The 14,283-nt window shown below is 72.7% G+C and carries 13 protein-coding genes; 9 read left to right on the top strand and 4 right to left on the bottom strand.

Features of this window, described 5'->3' with window-relative positions:
* Genes I2501_RS29285 through I2501_RS29275 form a run of 3 tightly spaced genes read left to right on the top strand, consistent with a single transcriptional unit; the run spans position 1 to position 3,821 of the window.
* Positions 1-1,170 carry an acyl-CoA dehydrogenase family protein gene (locus I2501_RS29285; protein ID WP_196197306.1) on the top strand — a complete coding sequence of 390 codons (1,170 nt, stop codon included), beginning with the start codon at positions 1-3 and terminating at the stop codon, positions 1,168-1,170.
* A gap of 37 nt (positions 1,171-1,207) precedes the next feature.
* Positions 1,208-2,719, top strand: a complete 1,512-nt coding sequence (locus tag I2501_RS29280) for an aldehyde dehydrogenase family protein (RefSeq protein ID WP_196197305.1) — start codon at positions 1,208-1,210, stop codon at positions 2,717-2,719.
* 34 nt (positions 2,720-2,753) lie between these two features.
* On the top strand, positions 2,754-3,821 hold the full coding sequence (locus tag I2501_RS29275; protein WP_196197304.1) for a Zn-dependent alcohol dehydrogenase: 1,068 nt from the start codon (positions 2,754-2,756) through the stop codon (positions 3,819-3,821).
* 206 nt (positions 3,822-4,027) lie between these two features.
* Here I2501_RS29275 and I2501_RS29270 read toward each other — a convergent pair whose 3' ends face one another.
* The 3 genes from I2501_RS29270 to I2501_RS29260 all read right to left on the bottom strand — a co-directional run bounded on the left by I2501_RS29270 (position 4,028) and on the right by I2501_RS29260 (position 7,719).
* The gene (locus I2501_RS29270; RefSeq protein WP_196197303.1) at positions 4,028-4,645 is read right to left on the bottom strand and encodes a flavin reductase family protein; all 618 of its coding nucleotides are present in this window, start codon (positions 4,643-4,645) and stop codon (positions 4,028-4,030) included.
* 78 nt (positions 4,646-4,723) lie between these two features.
* On the bottom strand, positions 4,724-5,530 hold the full coding sequence (locus tag I2501_RS29265) for an enoyl-CoA hydratase/isomerase family protein (RefSeq protein WP_196197479.1): 807 nt from the start codon (positions 5,528-5,530) through the stop codon (positions 4,724-4,726).
* Positions 5,531-5,550: 20 nt separating this feature from the next.
* Complete coding sequence (locus I2501_RS29260; RefSeq protein ID WP_196197302.1) at positions 5,551-7,719, bottom strand: acetate--CoA ligase family protein; 2,169 nt, start codon at positions 7,717-7,719, stop codon at positions 5,551-5,553.
* 158 nt (positions 7,720-7,877) lie between these two features.
* Between I2501_RS29260 and I2501_RS29255 the strand changes: the two genes are divergently transcribed.
* The 4 genes from I2501_RS29255 to I2501_RS29240 all read left to right on the top strand — a co-directional run bounded on the left by I2501_RS29255 (position 7,878) and on the right by I2501_RS29240 (position 11,067).
* Entirely contained in the window at positions 7,878-8,333 is a 456-nt protein-coding gene (locus I2501_RS29255; protein WP_196197478.1) for a DoxX family membrane protein, read from the top strand.
* 33 nt (positions 8,334-8,366) lie between these two features.
* On the top strand, positions 8,367-8,798 hold the full coding sequence (locus I2501_RS29250) for a Zn-ribbon domain-containing OB-fold protein (protein ID WP_196197301.1): 432 nt from the start codon (positions 8,367-8,369) through the stop codon (positions 8,796-8,798).
* Positions 8,799-9,095: 297 nt separating this feature from the next.
* Entirely contained in the window at positions 9,096-10,004 is a 909-nt protein-coding gene (locus I2501_RS29245; RefSeq protein WP_236047491.1) for a L,D-transpeptidase family protein, read from the top strand.
* Positions 10,005-10,110: 106 nt separating this feature from the next.
* Positions 10,111-11,067: a beta-ketoacyl-ACP synthase III gene (locus tag I2501_RS29240; protein ID WP_196197300.1), complete on the top strand. Its 957-nt coding sequence runs from the start codon at positions 10,111-10,113 to the stop codon at positions 11,065-11,067.
* Positions 11,068-11,115: 48 nt separating this feature from the next.
* Here the strand turns inward: I2501_RS29240 and I2501_RS29235 are convergent, their stop codons facing one another.
* Positions 11,116-12,360, bottom strand: a complete 1,245-nt coding sequence (locus I2501_RS29235; RefSeq protein WP_196197299.1) for a thiolase C-terminal domain-containing protein — start codon at positions 12,358-12,360, stop codon at positions 11,116-11,118.
* Positions 12,361-12,487: 127 nt separating this feature from the next.
* Between I2501_RS29235 and I2501_RS29230 the strand changes: the two genes are divergently transcribed.
* Both I2501_RS29230 and I2501_RS29225 read left to right on the top strand, forming a co-directional pair.
* Entirely contained in the window at positions 12,488-13,696 is a 1,209-nt protein-coding gene (locus I2501_RS29230; protein WP_196197298.1) for an acyl-CoA dehydrogenase family protein, read from the top strand.
* 11 nt (positions 13,697-13,707) lie between these two features.
* On the top strand, positions 13,708-14,163 hold the full coding sequence (locus I2501_RS29225) for a nitroreductase family deazaflavin-dependent oxidoreductase (protein WP_236047489.1): 456 nt from the start codon (positions 13,708-13,710) through the stop codon (positions 14,161-14,163).
* The last annotated feature ends 120 nt before the right edge of the window (positions 14,164-14,283 follow it).

The following is a 14,283-nucleotide window of genomic DNA, read 5'->3' as shown; positions in this document are numbered from 1 at the left end:
ATGGATTTCGCATTCGACGCCGCGGACGAGGAGTTCCGCGCACGGGCGAGGGAGTGGCTGGAAGCACGGCTCGGCGCAGGCGGCGCCTTCTCCGACCTGCGCGGGGCCAAGGTCCCCGAGGACGCCGAGCGGCGGCGGGCCTGGGAGCGGGAGCTGGGCGCGGGCGGCTGGATCGGCCTGGGCTGGCCCGACGACAGCCTGACCCGGCAGGTCGTCTGGTTCGAGGAGTACGCGCGGGCCCAGGCCCCGGACCCGCTCGGCATCGTGGGCGAGCAGCTGCTCGCTCCGACGCTGCTGGCGCACGGCACGGCGGAGCAGCGTGAGCGCTACCTGCCGGGCATCGCCTCGGGCGGGACGATCTGGTGCCAGGGCTACAGCGAACCGGACGCCGGCTCCGACCTGGCGGGTGTCCGCACCTCCGCCGTCCCGGCCGAGGACGGGTCGGGGGACTGGCTGGTCAGCGGACAGAAGACCTGGACCTCGCTGTCGCAGTGGGCGGACTGGTGCTTCGTGCTGGCCCGGACCGAGCCGGGTTCGCAGCGTCACGCCGGGCTCAGCCTGCTGCTGCTCCCGATGGACCAGCCCGGTCCGAACGGCGCGCGGATCGAGGTCCGCCCGATCCGACAGCTCAACGGTGTCAGCGAGTTCAGCGAGGTCTTCTTCGATCAGGCTCGCGCCGTCGACGTGCTCGGCGCGGTCGGCGACGGCTGGCGGATCGCCATGACGCTGCTCTCCTTCGAGCGCGGCGCGGGCATGCTGGGCCGTCAGATCGGCTACGCCCGCGAGCTGGACGCGGTCCTCCGCGCCGCGGCGCTGACCGGCGCCGACAGGGATCCGGTGCTGCGTGAGGCGCTGACCCGCCAGTGGGCGGACCTCCAGGTGATGCGGGCCAACGCGCTGCGGACTCTCGGTACCGCCGAGCCGGCCACGGCGGCGGTCGCCAAGCTGGTGTGGGCCAACTGGCACCAGCGGCTCGGCGAGCTGGCCGTCCAGGTCCAGGGCCTGCCGGGCGCGTTCGCGGGCGGCCGGGCCCACCAAGTCGACGGCTACCCGCTCACGTCCGCCCAGCACACGCTGCTCTTCTCCCGCGCCGACACCATCTACGGCGGCAGCGACCAGATCCAGCGGAACATCATCGCCGAGCGCGTCCTCGGACTGCCCCGAGGCTGACCCGGCTCCCCTCCACTCCGGTAAGGACGTGCTCCGCATGACCACTGCGCACAAGCAGGAAGCGCACCATCCCGACACGCACCGGCTCTTCATCGACAACACCTGGCGCGAGGGCGGCGACGGGACGTACCCGGTCATCAACCCCGGCACCGAGTCCCTGGTCGGCCACGCACCCGAGGCGTCCGCCTCGGACGTCGCCGCCGCGATCGCCGCCGCGCGGCGGGCGCAGAAGCACTGGGCCGCCACCTCGCCCGCCGCCCGCGCGGCCCTGCTGGAGCGGATCGCCGACCTGGTGACGGAGCGCGCCGAGGAGTTCGTGCCCCTGCTCCAGGCCGAGACCGGCGCGACCATCCGCGTCGCCTCGACTATGCAACTGCCGGTCGTCGCGGACCGGTTCCGCCGCTACGCGCGCGGCGCGCTGGAGCCGACCGTCGACTCCTTCCCCGCGCATCCCGTAGCGGCGACCCCGCTCGCCGCGGGCGGGCTGACCAATGCCGCCGCCGCGCGGCGTCCCGTCGGCGTGGTCGGCTGCATCACCTCCTACAACTTCCCGATCGTCAACCTGGCCGGGAAGCTCGCGCCCGCGCTGGCGATGGGCAACACCGTCGTCGCCAAGCCCGCGCCCCAGGACCCGCTGGCCTGCCTCAAGTTGGGCGAGATCTTCCTGGACGCGGGCGCGCCCGCCGGGATCTTCAACGTGGTCACGGACTCGGGCTCGGCCGCCGGCGCGGCGCTCGTCGCCTCGCCCGACGTCGACATGATCAGCTTCACCGGCTCGACCACCGTCGGCCGCCGGATCGCCACCGACGGCGGCGCGACCATGAAGCGGTTGCTGATGGAGCTGGGCGGCAAAGGCGCGGCCATCTTGCTGGAGGATGCCGACCTCGGCAAGGCGGTCATGGCCATCGGCTCGACCTGGGCCTTCCACTCCGGCCAGATCTGCACCGCGCCCACCCGCGCGCTGGTCCACCGCTCCCGCTACGACGAACTGGTGGCCGGGCTGGCGCAGTTCGCCGCGCGGCTGCCGGTCGGCGACCCGCTGTCCCCGAAGACGGTGGTCGGCCCGGTCGTCTCGGCGGTCCACCGCGACCGCGTCGAGGGCTACATCGCGGGCGCGATCGGCGAGGGCGCGCGCCTGGTCACCGGCGGTACCCGCAAGGAGCGCACCGCCGACGCGGCCGACCTGCCGGGCACCGGCTTCTTCGTCGCGCCGACCCTGCTGGCCGACGTGACACCGGAGATGACCATCGCCCGCGAGGAGGTCTTCGGCCCGGTCGTCGTGGTGATCCCGTTCGACGACGAGGAGGAGGCGATCACCATCGCCAACTCCACCGAGTACGGCCTCTACGACTACATCTTCACCGCCGACGCCGCCCGCGCCTACACGCTGGCCGCCCGGCTGCGCACCGGCAACGTCGGCATCAACACCGCGCAGCGCCACCCGGAGACGCCGTTCGGCGGCTTCAAGCAGAGCGGGGTCGGCCGCGACGGAGGCTCCTACGGCCTCCACGCCTACAGCGAGCAGCAGGCCGTCGTCTGGCAGTCCTGAGCGGCGGACCCGTTCAGGAGGAAGGGAAGGCACCATGAAAGGCGTCATCTTCGACGGCAAGGCCCCGCAGGTGGTGGACGACCTGACGGTGCGTGAGCCGGGCCCGGGCGAGGTCATGGTGAGGATCGCGGCGGCGGGCCTGTGCCACAGTGACCTGTCCGTGATCGACGGGACCATCCCGTTCCCCGTCCCGGTGGTCCTCGGGCACGAGGGCGCGGGCACCGTCGAGTCCGTCGGCGAGGGGGTGGCCCACGTCCAGCCGGGCGACCACGTCGCCCTCTCCACCCTGGCCAGCTGCGGCACCTGCCGCGAGTGCGGACGCGGTCGGCCGACCATGTGCCGCAAGGCGATCGGCATGCCCGGCAAGCCCTTCACCCGCGACGGGCAGCCGCTCTACAACTTCGCCTCCACGTCCGTCTTCGCGGAGCGGACGGTGGTCAAGGCGGTCCAGGTGGTGCCGATCGACCGGGGCATCCCGTTCACCTCGGCGGCGCTGATCGGCTGCGGCGTGCTCACGGGTGTGGGCGCGGTGCTGAACCGCGCCAAGGTGGAGATCGGCGACACCGTCGCGGTGATCGGCTGCGGCGGCATCGGCCTCAACGTCATCCAGGGCGCGCGGATCGCGGGCGCCTCACGGATCATCGCGATCGACGCGGTGGCGGAGAAGGAGTCCATCGCCCGTACCTTCGGCGCGACGGACTTCGTCGACGCGCGCGCGGTGGACGACACGGTGGCGGCGGTCCGCGCGCTGGTCCCGTACGGCGTCGACCACGCCTTCGAGTGCGTGGGTCCGACCGCGCTGACCCGGCAGGCCATCGACATGATCGACCGCCACGGTCAGGCGGTCCTGCTGGGCATGCCCGGCGTCGAGGCCGAGGCGCAGTTCCGCCCGGCGGAACTGTTCCTGGACAAGTCCATCCTGGGCTGCCGCTACGGGTCGTCCCGACCGCAGCGCGACATCGCGCGTTACGCGCAGCTGTACGGCGCGGGCCGGCTGCTGCTCGACGAGTTGGTGACGTGCACGTTCCCCGTCGAGTCGTTCGAGGAGGCGGCAGAGGCGACGCACACGGGCGGAGTGGCGCGGGCGGTGCTGACGTTCTGATCGGCTGACATGGGACGTTGCACTATCCAGGGGCGCGAGGCTCTGCTGATGTGCGGCTCCGCCGCGTGGGCGCGAGCAACCACCCTGTGCGGATGGCCCTGCTCGTTGAGGACCATCCGCATGCCGGATGGGGGCACCTCCCGGCCGAAGGCCAGGGGGATTGTCGCGCAGTTCCCCGCGCCCCTAAGTAGTGCAACTACAGCGTGTCAGTCGTCCTGAAGGAGCCGGAACGCACTGCGATAGAACACCAGCGGCCCGGCCTCCCCGCCCCGCGGTGCCGCCAGCTCGCGCACCCGGCCCAGCACGATCAAATGGTCGCCACCGGTGTGCACCGCATGCACCGTGCAGTCGACCCACGCCAACGCCCCGTCCAGCCGTGGCGACCCCGTCGCCGCGGACCGCTCCCACCCCACGCCGGCGAACTTGTCCGCGCCCGTCGACGCGCTGACCGCGAAGGACCGGCACAACTCGTGCTGGTCATGCGCCAGCACGTTGACGCAGAACGCGCCCGCCTTCGCGATGCGTGGCCAACTCGACGACGTGCGTGCCACGTTGAAGCAGACCAGTGGCGGGTCCAGCGACAGCGAGGCGAAGGACTGGCAGGCGAAGCCGACCGGTGACCCGTCCTCCGCCGTTGCCGTGATGACGGTGATGCCGGTGGCGAAGTGGCCGAGCGCCTCGCGCATCGCGCGGGCGTCGGCCTCCAGCTCGGGTTCGCCCTCGACCACCGCGTGCAGCGGGGTCGCCATCGGACCGGCGCTCAGGGGCGCGCCGGTCTCCCGCAGGTAGCGGACCGCCGCCACCGCCATGCCTTCGTGCCCCATGGGAATCCTCCGGGTGTCCGGTACTGCCAGTAGAGCTGACGGAGCGTCGCTCCCTCAGGAGAACCAGGAAAGGAGGGGTCAACGCCCCTCGAACCGGGCGTCCCGCCGTTCGACGAACGCCCGCACGCCCTCCTGGGCGTCGGCCGTCGTCATGTTGATCTCCTGCGCGACCGCCTCCGCCGCGAAGGCCGTCGCGCGGTCGGCGTCCAGCGAGGCGTTGACCAGCGCCTTGGTCAGCGCGAACGCCCGCGTCGGTCCGGCGGCCAAGCGCTCGGCCCACTCGGTCACGGTCTTCTCCAGCTCCTCCGCAGGCACCACCCGGTTGACCAGGCCAAGCCGTTCGGCCTCCGTCGCCCGCACCTTGTCCCCGAAGAAGAGCAGCTCCTTCGCCCGCTGCGGCCCGACCAGCCGCGCCAGCAGATACGCCGCGCCGCCGTCCGGTACCAACCCGCGCCGCGCGAAGACCTGCAACAGCGACGCGTTCTCCGCCGCGACGACCAGGTCGCAGGCGAGCGCGAGTTGCGCGCCCACCCCCGCCGCCACGCCGTTGAGCGCGCAGAGCACCGGCTTCTCGCAGTCCAGCACGGCGGCGACCATCCGCTGCACGCCGCGCCGCAGCATCCGCGCCACGCCCCCGGCCACCCGCTCACCGGTCGAGCCGCCCGCGCCGCCAGCGCCGCCGCTCAGGTCCGCGCCGGAGCAGAACGCCCGCCCGGCTCCGGTCAGCACGACCACCCGCACCGCCGGATCGGCGGACGCCGCCTCCAGCTCGGCGATCAGCCGCTCCCGCATCGTCGCGGTGATCGCGTTCAGCGCGTCGGGCCGGTTCAGCGTCAACCGCCGCACCGCGCCCGCCGACTCCACCAGCAGCTCGCTCACCGGCAGCTCGTTCAGCGGCAACCCGCTCACCGGCACACCGCCAAGGCGTCCAAGGCCACCGCTCCCTTGCCCCGTTCCAGCACCACCAGCGGGTTGATGTCGAGTTCGCCCAGGTCGTCGCCGAGCTCCAGCGCCATCCGCTGCACCCGCAGCACGACGTCCACCAGCGCGTCGACGTCCATCGGCGGCAGTCCGCGCACCCCCTCCAGCAGGGGCCAGCAGCGCAGTTCACGCAGCATCGCGTGGACGTCGGCGGGGCCGAAGGGTGGGACCCGGACGGCGGTGTCGCGCAGCACCTCGACGAAGACGCCGCCCATGCCCACCGTCACCGTCGGGCCGAAGGTGACGTCCCGGCCCATGCCGACGACCATCTCCACGCCCGCGCCGACCATCTGGCAGACCAGCACCCCGTCCAGCCGGGGTATCCCGGCCGCCCGCGCGTTGTCGGTCAGCTCGCGGAACGCGTCGCGGACCTGACTGGCGCTGGTGAGACCGACCTTGACCAGCCCGAGCTCGGTCTTGTGGGCGACCCCGGGCGCGGATCCCTTGAGCACCACCGGATAGCCGACCACCCCGGCCGCCCGCACCGCGCCCGCCGCGCTGTTGACCAGCTGCTCGCGCGGCACCCGGATGCCGTAGGCGCGCAGCAGCTGCTTGGCGGCGAACTCGCTGAGCTGCTCGCCCGGCTTCAGCACCCGCTGCGCCTTCGCCTTGCCCGCGCACGACTCGCGCGGCGCGGCGTCGAAGGGGGAGTGGTAGTCGCTGACGAACTCGTGGTGCCTGAGGTAGGCGGCAACCGCCTTGACGCAGTTGCCGAAGGTACGGAACACCGCGACCCGGGACGAGCCCAGCAGCGTGGTCCGGTACGCCTCCTCGGTCCCGAGCGGGGAGCCCCAGATGACGCAGACCAGCTTGTCCGTCGTCTCGGCGACCTCGACCAAATCCTGCGCCAGCTTGTCGCTCATCGGCGGGAAGGGGCCGGTGATCGGGCAGATCAGCACGCCCACGTCGGGGTCGGCCAGGATCGCGTCGAGGATCTTCCGGCCGCGCCAGTCGCCCACCGGGTGGCCGCCGTTGTCGACGGGGTTGGCCACGCTCAGGTACTCGGGGATCCACTGGTGCAGTTCGTCCTGCTTGGCCTGGCCGAGCTGCGGCAGGGTGAGCCCGGCCGCCGAGGCCATGTCCGCCAGGTGCGCGCCGGTGCCGCCGGAGATGGAGTAGACGACGACGCCCGGTGCCGTCGGCGGCTTGGCCCGCGCCAACAGGGCTGCGGTGTCCTGGAGTTCGTCCAGTCCGTCCACCCGGATCACGCCGTACTGCTTGAACGCCGCGTCCACCACGTCGTCCGCGCCGGTCAGTTTGCCGGTGTGGGACTGCGCCATCCGCGCGCCCTCGTCGGTGCGGCCGACCTTGACCGCGACCACCGGGACGCCGCGCCGGGCCGCGTGGTCGGCGGCGAGCAGGAAGCCGCGGCCGTCCTTGATGCCCTCGATGTAGGCGGCGATCGCGCCGATCTCCGGCTGGTCGGCGAACCACTGGACGAAGTCGGCGACTTCGAGGTCGGCCTCGTTGCCGGTCGGCGCCCAGTGGCTCAGTCGGATGCCGAGCTCCTGGAGGGTGAAGAGGGGACGGCCCTGGTGGCCGCTCTGGGTGATCAGCGCGATGGCCGGGCCGCTCAGGTCGTCGCGGAACCGCTCGAAGGCGTTGAGGTTGGTGTTCGGGCCGAGCAGCCGAAGGCCCGTGGGCGCGTCCGCGATCAGCTGTTCCAGGCGGCGCTGGGCCGCCCGGCCCTCCTCGCCGGTCTCGGCGAAGCCGGACGCGAAAGCGACCGCGAACCGCACCTTGGCCTCGACCAACTGCGGCACCACCGCGGCCGGGTCGGCCAGCAGGATCACCGCCAGGTCGATCGGGTCCTCGCCGGGCTCGGACGGGATGGACGCGAGGTCGGGGTAGCAGGGCAGTCCGTCGACCGTCTCCCGGCCGGGGTTGACCGCGTGCATCCGTGCGCCGACCCGCTCCGACCAGGCGCGCAACTGCCGGGTGATCCCGGTGTTGGGGCGGCCCGGTGTGTCCGAGGCGCCGATGACGGCGACGGAGGTGGGGCGGAAGAAGCGGTCCAGGTCGACCGTTCGCGGGCGCAGGGGCCGGCCGCTCACGTCGGTGTCGGCGCCGGTGTCGATGTCCGGGTCCCGCATGGCTGCCTCCGATCCTGACTGTGGGCGGGCAAGAGAATCTGACGTACCATCAGATTACTGTCGGGGGAGCGTCGCAGGAAGAGTCCGGGGCCAGAGAACTGACGGAGCGTCAGTAATCCTGGCCGGAAGCTCGCAAGGGGTGACTTCGGGTGCAGACGGTGCACACGTACGGGTTGTCGGCCGGGCAGTGGTTCGCGGTGCTCCGCATCGGCCTCGGGCTGTGGTGGCTGGAGAGCTGGCGGCACAAGGACAAGAAGGGCTGGCTGCAGCGCTCCACCGGCATCGACTGGGCCAAGGACGTCGCCTCGCGCCACCGTTGGCCGTTCGTCCGCTCGTCCTTCGACCGGATCGTCGCGCCCAGGCCCAAGGCGATGGCCTACGTCGTCGTCTTCGCGGAGCTGGCGCTGGGCCTCGGGCTGACCGTCGGACTGCTCAGTCCGATCGCCCTGGCCTGCGGACTGCTGCTCAACCTCCTCTACTTCGTGCTGATGATCCACGACTGGGCCGAGCAGGGGCAGAACCTGATGATGGCGCTGGTCTCCCTGGTCTGCCTGCTGGCGATGAGCTGGCAGTGCTGGTCGCTCGACCGCGTCCTGCACCTCTTCGGCGCGTGACCCCCTACTCATCGTTCTCCGGGAGCTGACACCGTGACGACCGCGCCCCACCGCACCGACCTGCCGGAACCCGACGCCTTCACGCAGCCGTACTGGGACGCTGCCGCGGCCTCGCCGGGGCAACTGCTGCTGCGCCGCTGCGCTGCCTGCGGTCGGGCGCACCACTATCCGCGCGAGTTCTGCCCGCACTGCTGGAGCGAGGACGTCCGCTGGGAGCCCGCCTCCGGGCGGGCCACGCTCTACACCTGGTCCGTCGTCCACGCCAACGACCTGCCGCCGTTCCGCGAGCGGGTTCCGTATGTCGCCGCGGTGGTCGACCTGGCGGAGGGTCCGCGGATGATGACCACGCTGGTCGACTGCGAACCGACGCGGCTTCAGGTCGGTATGTCGCTTCTGGTCGCCTTCGAGGCGTTCGCCGCTGACGGTCAGCCGGGTCCCAAGGTGCCTGTCTTCCGCCCGGCGTGAACCTGAGTACCACCTGTGAACTTAGACACATCGGGTGATGTGTGTGCGGACGGACACCGTCCGCCATCCAGCCCGGTGGACGGTGCGTCAGCGGTCGAGGGGACGGACGGGCGGTCGGCTGATCCGGGGTCAAAAACGGGCCGACCGCCGCATGCCGCTGCCGAGGGTGATCACTCGATGGGGGTAGCGTGGCGAGGGTGATGCCGGGGCACAAGGGCGCCGGCGGACGACCCGAAGGGTGGCTGCAGGGCGGCTCCACGGTCCGCGTCACGTCGATCACCTGCGAGGATCCCCTCTATGTCCAGCCACCTACGAACCGGCTCCGCGTCGTACCAGGCCGCCGCCCAGGCGTCCGAGGACGCTCCGCGTCCCACGCGCGCCCAGGCCCGTGCGGCGGCCCGAGCCCAGGCCCGGCGCAAGCGGCTGCGGCGCACGAGCTTCCTCGGCGTGGGATCGGTCGCGGCGGTCGCGGTGATGGCGGTGGCCGGTCTGATGCACCCCCACCACACGGACAGCGCTGACGCGCAGGCAGCAGCGAGCGCTGCGCCGGTGCCCGCGCGGACGGGTCAGGGCGACGCCTCCCGCTCCGTCGACCGCGCAGCGCCCGCGTCCGAGCTGCGGCAACTGCCGGGCCTCGGACAGGGGTTCCTCGGCCAGATCCCCGCCGACGCGCAGCAGGTCCTGCTGGTCACCGGCAAGGGCAGGAACCAGAACACGGGCACGGCGGTGCTCTACACCCGTGCCGCCGACGGCAGCTGGCTCCCCGGCCCGACCTGGCCCGCCCGCAACGCCCTGGACGGCTGGACCACCGACCACCACGCGGGCGACCTGCACAGCCCGATCGGCGTCTTCAGCCTGACCGACGCCGGCGGCCTGGACGCGAACCCCGGCACCAAGCTGCCCTACCTGCACTCCACGGCGTTCACGTCCCCGGGCACCGGCTTCGAGGGCGAGTCGCTGGCCGACGCGTTCGACTACGTGGTCGCGATCAACTACAACCACGTCCCCGGCACCTCGCCGCTCAGCCCCGAGCGCCCGATGGGCGCCTCGCGCGGCGGCGGCATCTGGGTCCACGTCGACCACGGCGGCCCCACGCACGGCTGCGTCGCGCTCGCCAAGCCGGACATGGCGATACTGCTCCGGGACCTGGACCCGGGCAAGCACCCGGTCATCGTGATGGGCGACGCGGCCTCGCTGGCGCAGTAGCGCGCCCAGCGATCCCAAGCAATTTGTCCGGGATCTACAGCTGCGACACGTCGATCCTGTTCGCAGCCTCTTCGGAGACCCGTCGGTAACCGGCTTGAGTGGTTGCATGAACGGATCTCGCATCGTCGCGCTGGGGCACTACCAGCCGTCCAAGGTGCTCACCAACGACGACCTCGCCGCCATGGTGGAGACCAACGACGAGTGGATCACCTCGCGCGTCGGGATCCGCACCCGCCACATCGCCGCCCCCGACGAGACCGTGGCCGACCTGGCCACCCGCGCCGCCGACAAGGCGCTGGCCGCCAGCGGCTTCGACGCCGTCTCGGTCGACCTGGTCGTGGTCGCCACCTGCACGGCCAAGGACCGCAGCCCCAACACGGCCGCCCAGGTCGCGGCCCGCCTCGGCATCCCCGCTCCGGCGGCGTTCGACGTCAACACGGTCTGCTCCGGCTTCTCCTACGCCCTGGCCACCGCCGACCACGCGCTCCGCGCCGGAGCCGCGCGCCGCGCGCTGGTGATCGGCGCGGAGAAGATGTCCGACACCGTCGACTGGACCGACCGCAGCACCTGCGTGATCTTCGCGGACGGCGCGGGCGCGGCCGTCCTTGAGGCGACCGACACCGACGCCGGAACGGCCCCGGGCGTCGGCCCGGTCGTCTGGGGCTCGGACCCCACCCGAGGCGACGCGGTCCGGATCGACGGCTGGGACCCGACCATCAGCCAGCAGGGCCAGGCCGTCTTCCGCTGGGCGACCACCCAGATCGCCCCGATCGCCCGCCAGGCCTGCGAACGCGCGGGCGTCCGCCCGGACGAGCTCGCCGCCTTCGTCCCGCACCAGGCCAACCTGCGCATCATCGACGCCATCGCGAGCCGCCTCGGCCTCTCCCCGGACGCGGTCGTCGCCCGCGACGTCGTTGAATCCGGCAACACCTCGGCGGCCTCCGTCCCGCTCGCCCTCTCCAAGCTCGTCGAACGCGGCGAGATCCCCTCCGGCGCCCCGGTCCTCCTCTTCGGCTTCGGCGGCGGCCTGGCCTACGCCGGCCAGGTGATCCGCTGCCCCTGAGCGCGGAGCGCGGTGCTGGCGGCGGTGTGGGCCCGTGCGCTGCTGCCGCTACCGCCCCAGGATCAGCGTGCCCGAGCTGCAGAACCAGCCGCCGGTGCCGCTGACCAGGGCGAGTCGTGGGTGGTTCGGGACTTGGCGGTCGGGGGCGGTGGTGGCGTACTCGTGGCGGAGTTGGCGGACCGCCTCGACGATCAGGAAGAGGCCGCGCATGCCAGGGTGGCAGGCCGAGAGGCCGCCGCCGTCGGTGTTGGTGGGCAGCTCGCCGTCGCGGAGCAGGCGGCCCGGCTTGGCGTCGACGAAGGCGCCGCCCTCGCCCTTGGCGCAGAAGCCGAGGTCCTCGAGTGCCACCAACGGCATGTAGGTGAAGGCGTCGTAGAGCTCGGTCAGGTCGATGTCGTCCGGCGTCACCCCGGCCCGCTCGTAGGCGAGCCGGCCGGAGTGCGCGGTGGGGGAGACGGTGAAGTCCTCCCACTCCGACATCGCGCTGTGGCTCAGGTACTCGCCCGTGCCCAGCACCCAGACCGGGTCGTGCACCGTGTCCGGGACGTAGTCCTCTGCGGCGAGCAGCACCGCGCAGCCGCCGTCCGAGCGGATGCAGCAGTGCAGCTTGGTGAACGGGTCGGCCATCATCGGCCCGGCCAGCACCTCGTCGACGGTGATCGGGTCCCGGTACATCGCGTCCGGGTTGGCCGCCGCGTTGGCGCGGGCCTGGACGGCGACGCCCGCCAACTGCTCCAGCGTGGTGCCGTACTCGTGCATGTGGCGGCGGGCCGCCATCGCGTACTTGGCGATCAGCGTGTGCCCGTAGGGCGCCTCGAACTGCAGCGGGCCGCGCGCGCCGAGCGCGATCCCCGCCGTCCGCCGCCGTGCCTTGAGGTCGGCGCGCGCCGTGGACCCGTAGACCAGCAGCACCGCGTTGGCGTGCCCCGCCGCGATCGCGTCGGCGGCGTGCGCGGCCATGACCTCCCAGGTGGAGCCGCCGACCGAGGTGGAGTCGGTCCAGGTGGGCCGCAAGCCGAGGTACTCGGAGACCTCGACCGGCGCGAGGATCCCGAGCCCCGCCGAGGCCACCCCGTCGATCACGTCCTTGGACAACCCGGAGTCGGCCAACGCCCGACGTGCCGCCTGCGCGTGGAGTTGATAGGGCGTCAGCTCGTCGACCCGCCCGCAGTCGCTCAGGGCGACGCCGACGACCGCCACCCGCCTGCGTCGCCCGCCGCCGAGCGGCGCGTCGTCGGGGACGGGATGGCCGAGTCGACCCGGCCGCGGAGCGCTGGGAGCAGCAGCAGTCATAGATCTGACGATACATCAGATTTCTGGCCCGCGCCCCTGTGCGTCCCGGGTGCCTGCTCCTAGGATGACGATCCGTCAGTTATCCGTTCCGGCACGCTCAGCCCTTGCCCCGAGGCCAGGAGGCGGCATGGATCCCGCACTCACCCAGGAACAGGACGAGATAGCCCGCGCCCTGCGCGACGCCCTCGCCAAGCAGGCCGGGCCGGACGAGGTCCGCGTCGCGGCGGCGTCGTCCCTCGGCTACGACGTGGAACTGTGGAAACGCCTCGCCGAGCAACTCGGCCTGGCCGGGCTGGCCCTGCCCGAGCGCCATGGCGGCACCGGGCTGGGCCGGGTCGAGCTGGCGCTCGCCTGCGAGGAGGCAGGTCGGGTGCTGCTCTCCTCGCCGCTGCTGGCCAGCTCGGTGCTGGCGGCGGGAGCGATCACCGCCTGCGGCACGGAGGAGCAGCGCGACGCGCTGCTGCCCGCGCTCGCCTCCGGCGCGCAGACCGCCGCGCTGGTCCTGCCCGGAACCCCCGCGCTGGCCCTCGGCCTGGCGCCGGACCCGCGCACCGCGCCCCTGCCCGGGGACGTCCCCTCGGGCGGCGGACGCGCGGGCGGCGTCCAGGCCAAGCCCGTGCCGTCCGCCGAGGACGGCTCCTGGTCCCTCTACGGCGAGGCCGAGTACGCGCTGGACGGCGCCCGCGCGGACCTGCTGGTCGTCGCGGCGCACACCGGCGGCTTCCCGCGCAGCCGGACGGTGCTCTTCGTCGTCCCGGCCGACACCCCCGGCGTCCATCGCGAACGCAGCGCGGGCATCGACCAGACCCGCAGCGTCGGCCGCGTCGAACTCCGCGACGTGCCGGCACAGCCACTCGGCGACCCGACCGTGGACGTGGGCCCCGCGCTGACCCGGCTCGGCCGCGAGGCGGCGATCGCCGTCGCTGCGGAGGCGGTGGGCGCGGCGGCGCAGGCGCTGGCGAGGACCGTCGAATACGTGCAGGTCAGGCAGCAGTTCGGGCGCGCGATCGGCTCGTTCCAGGCCGTCAAGCATCGGCTGGCCGACGTCTACGTCGCGGTCGAGACCGCCCGCAGCGCGATGCTCTACGCCGCGTGGGCGGGCCCCGACCAACCCGTCCCCGCGCTGCTCGCCCTCGCCCACGCGCTGACGGCGCAGCGGGTCGCGGCGGCGGAGGCGATCCAGCTGCACGGCGGCATCGCCATCACCTGGGAACACGACGCGCACCTGTACTTCAAGCGCGCGGCAGCCGACGAACTGCTCTTCGGCCCACCGCATCTGCTGCGCGCGCGGGCGGCGGAACTGGCGGGCGTCCTGGCGGGAGGCGAGCCGAGGTGATGGAGACCCTGATGCAGAAGGTCTCGGCGACACCGACCTTCGCGAAGATCGCCCCCAGCATCGTCCCCCGCCTCGACAAGGCGGTGCACCGGCTGAGCGGCGGCAAGTTCATGCTGAGTCAGTGGATGCTCCCGTCGTTGTTCCTGACGACGACGGGCCGGAAGAGCGGCGAACCGCGGACCACGCCACTCGCGTGCATGCCGCGCGAGGACGGGACGTTCCTCGTGGTCGGCAGCAATTTCGGACGCACGTCCCACCCGGCCTGGACGGGAAACCTGCTGGCGGACGCGGAGGCCACTGTCGAGCACCGGGGTCGCACCAGCGCGGTCCGCGCCCGCATGCTGGAGGGCGACGAGCGGGAGGCGGCGTGGTCGGCGCTGCTGCGGATGTGGCCGCCGTACGCGCAGTACCAAGCACGGGTGGAGCGGCAGATCCGGGTTTTTCAGCTGGAACCCAGAGGGGATTGAGCAGAGGGTCCGTTGCACTACCTAGGGGCGCGGGGAACTGCGCGACAAACCACCGGCATGCGGATGGTCCTCAACGTGCAGGGCCATCCGCACAGGGTGGTTACTCGCGCAGTTCCCCGC

The sequence above is a fragment of the Streptacidiphilus fuscans genome, from assembly GCF_015690355.1.
GTDB classification, from domain to species: domain Bacteria; phylum Actinomycetota; class Actinomycetes; order Streptomycetales; family Streptomycetaceae; genus Streptacidiphilus; species Streptacidiphilus fuscans.
Note: the sequence above shows the minus strand (reverse complement) of the source record. Positions and strands in the feature narration are given on the sequence as shown.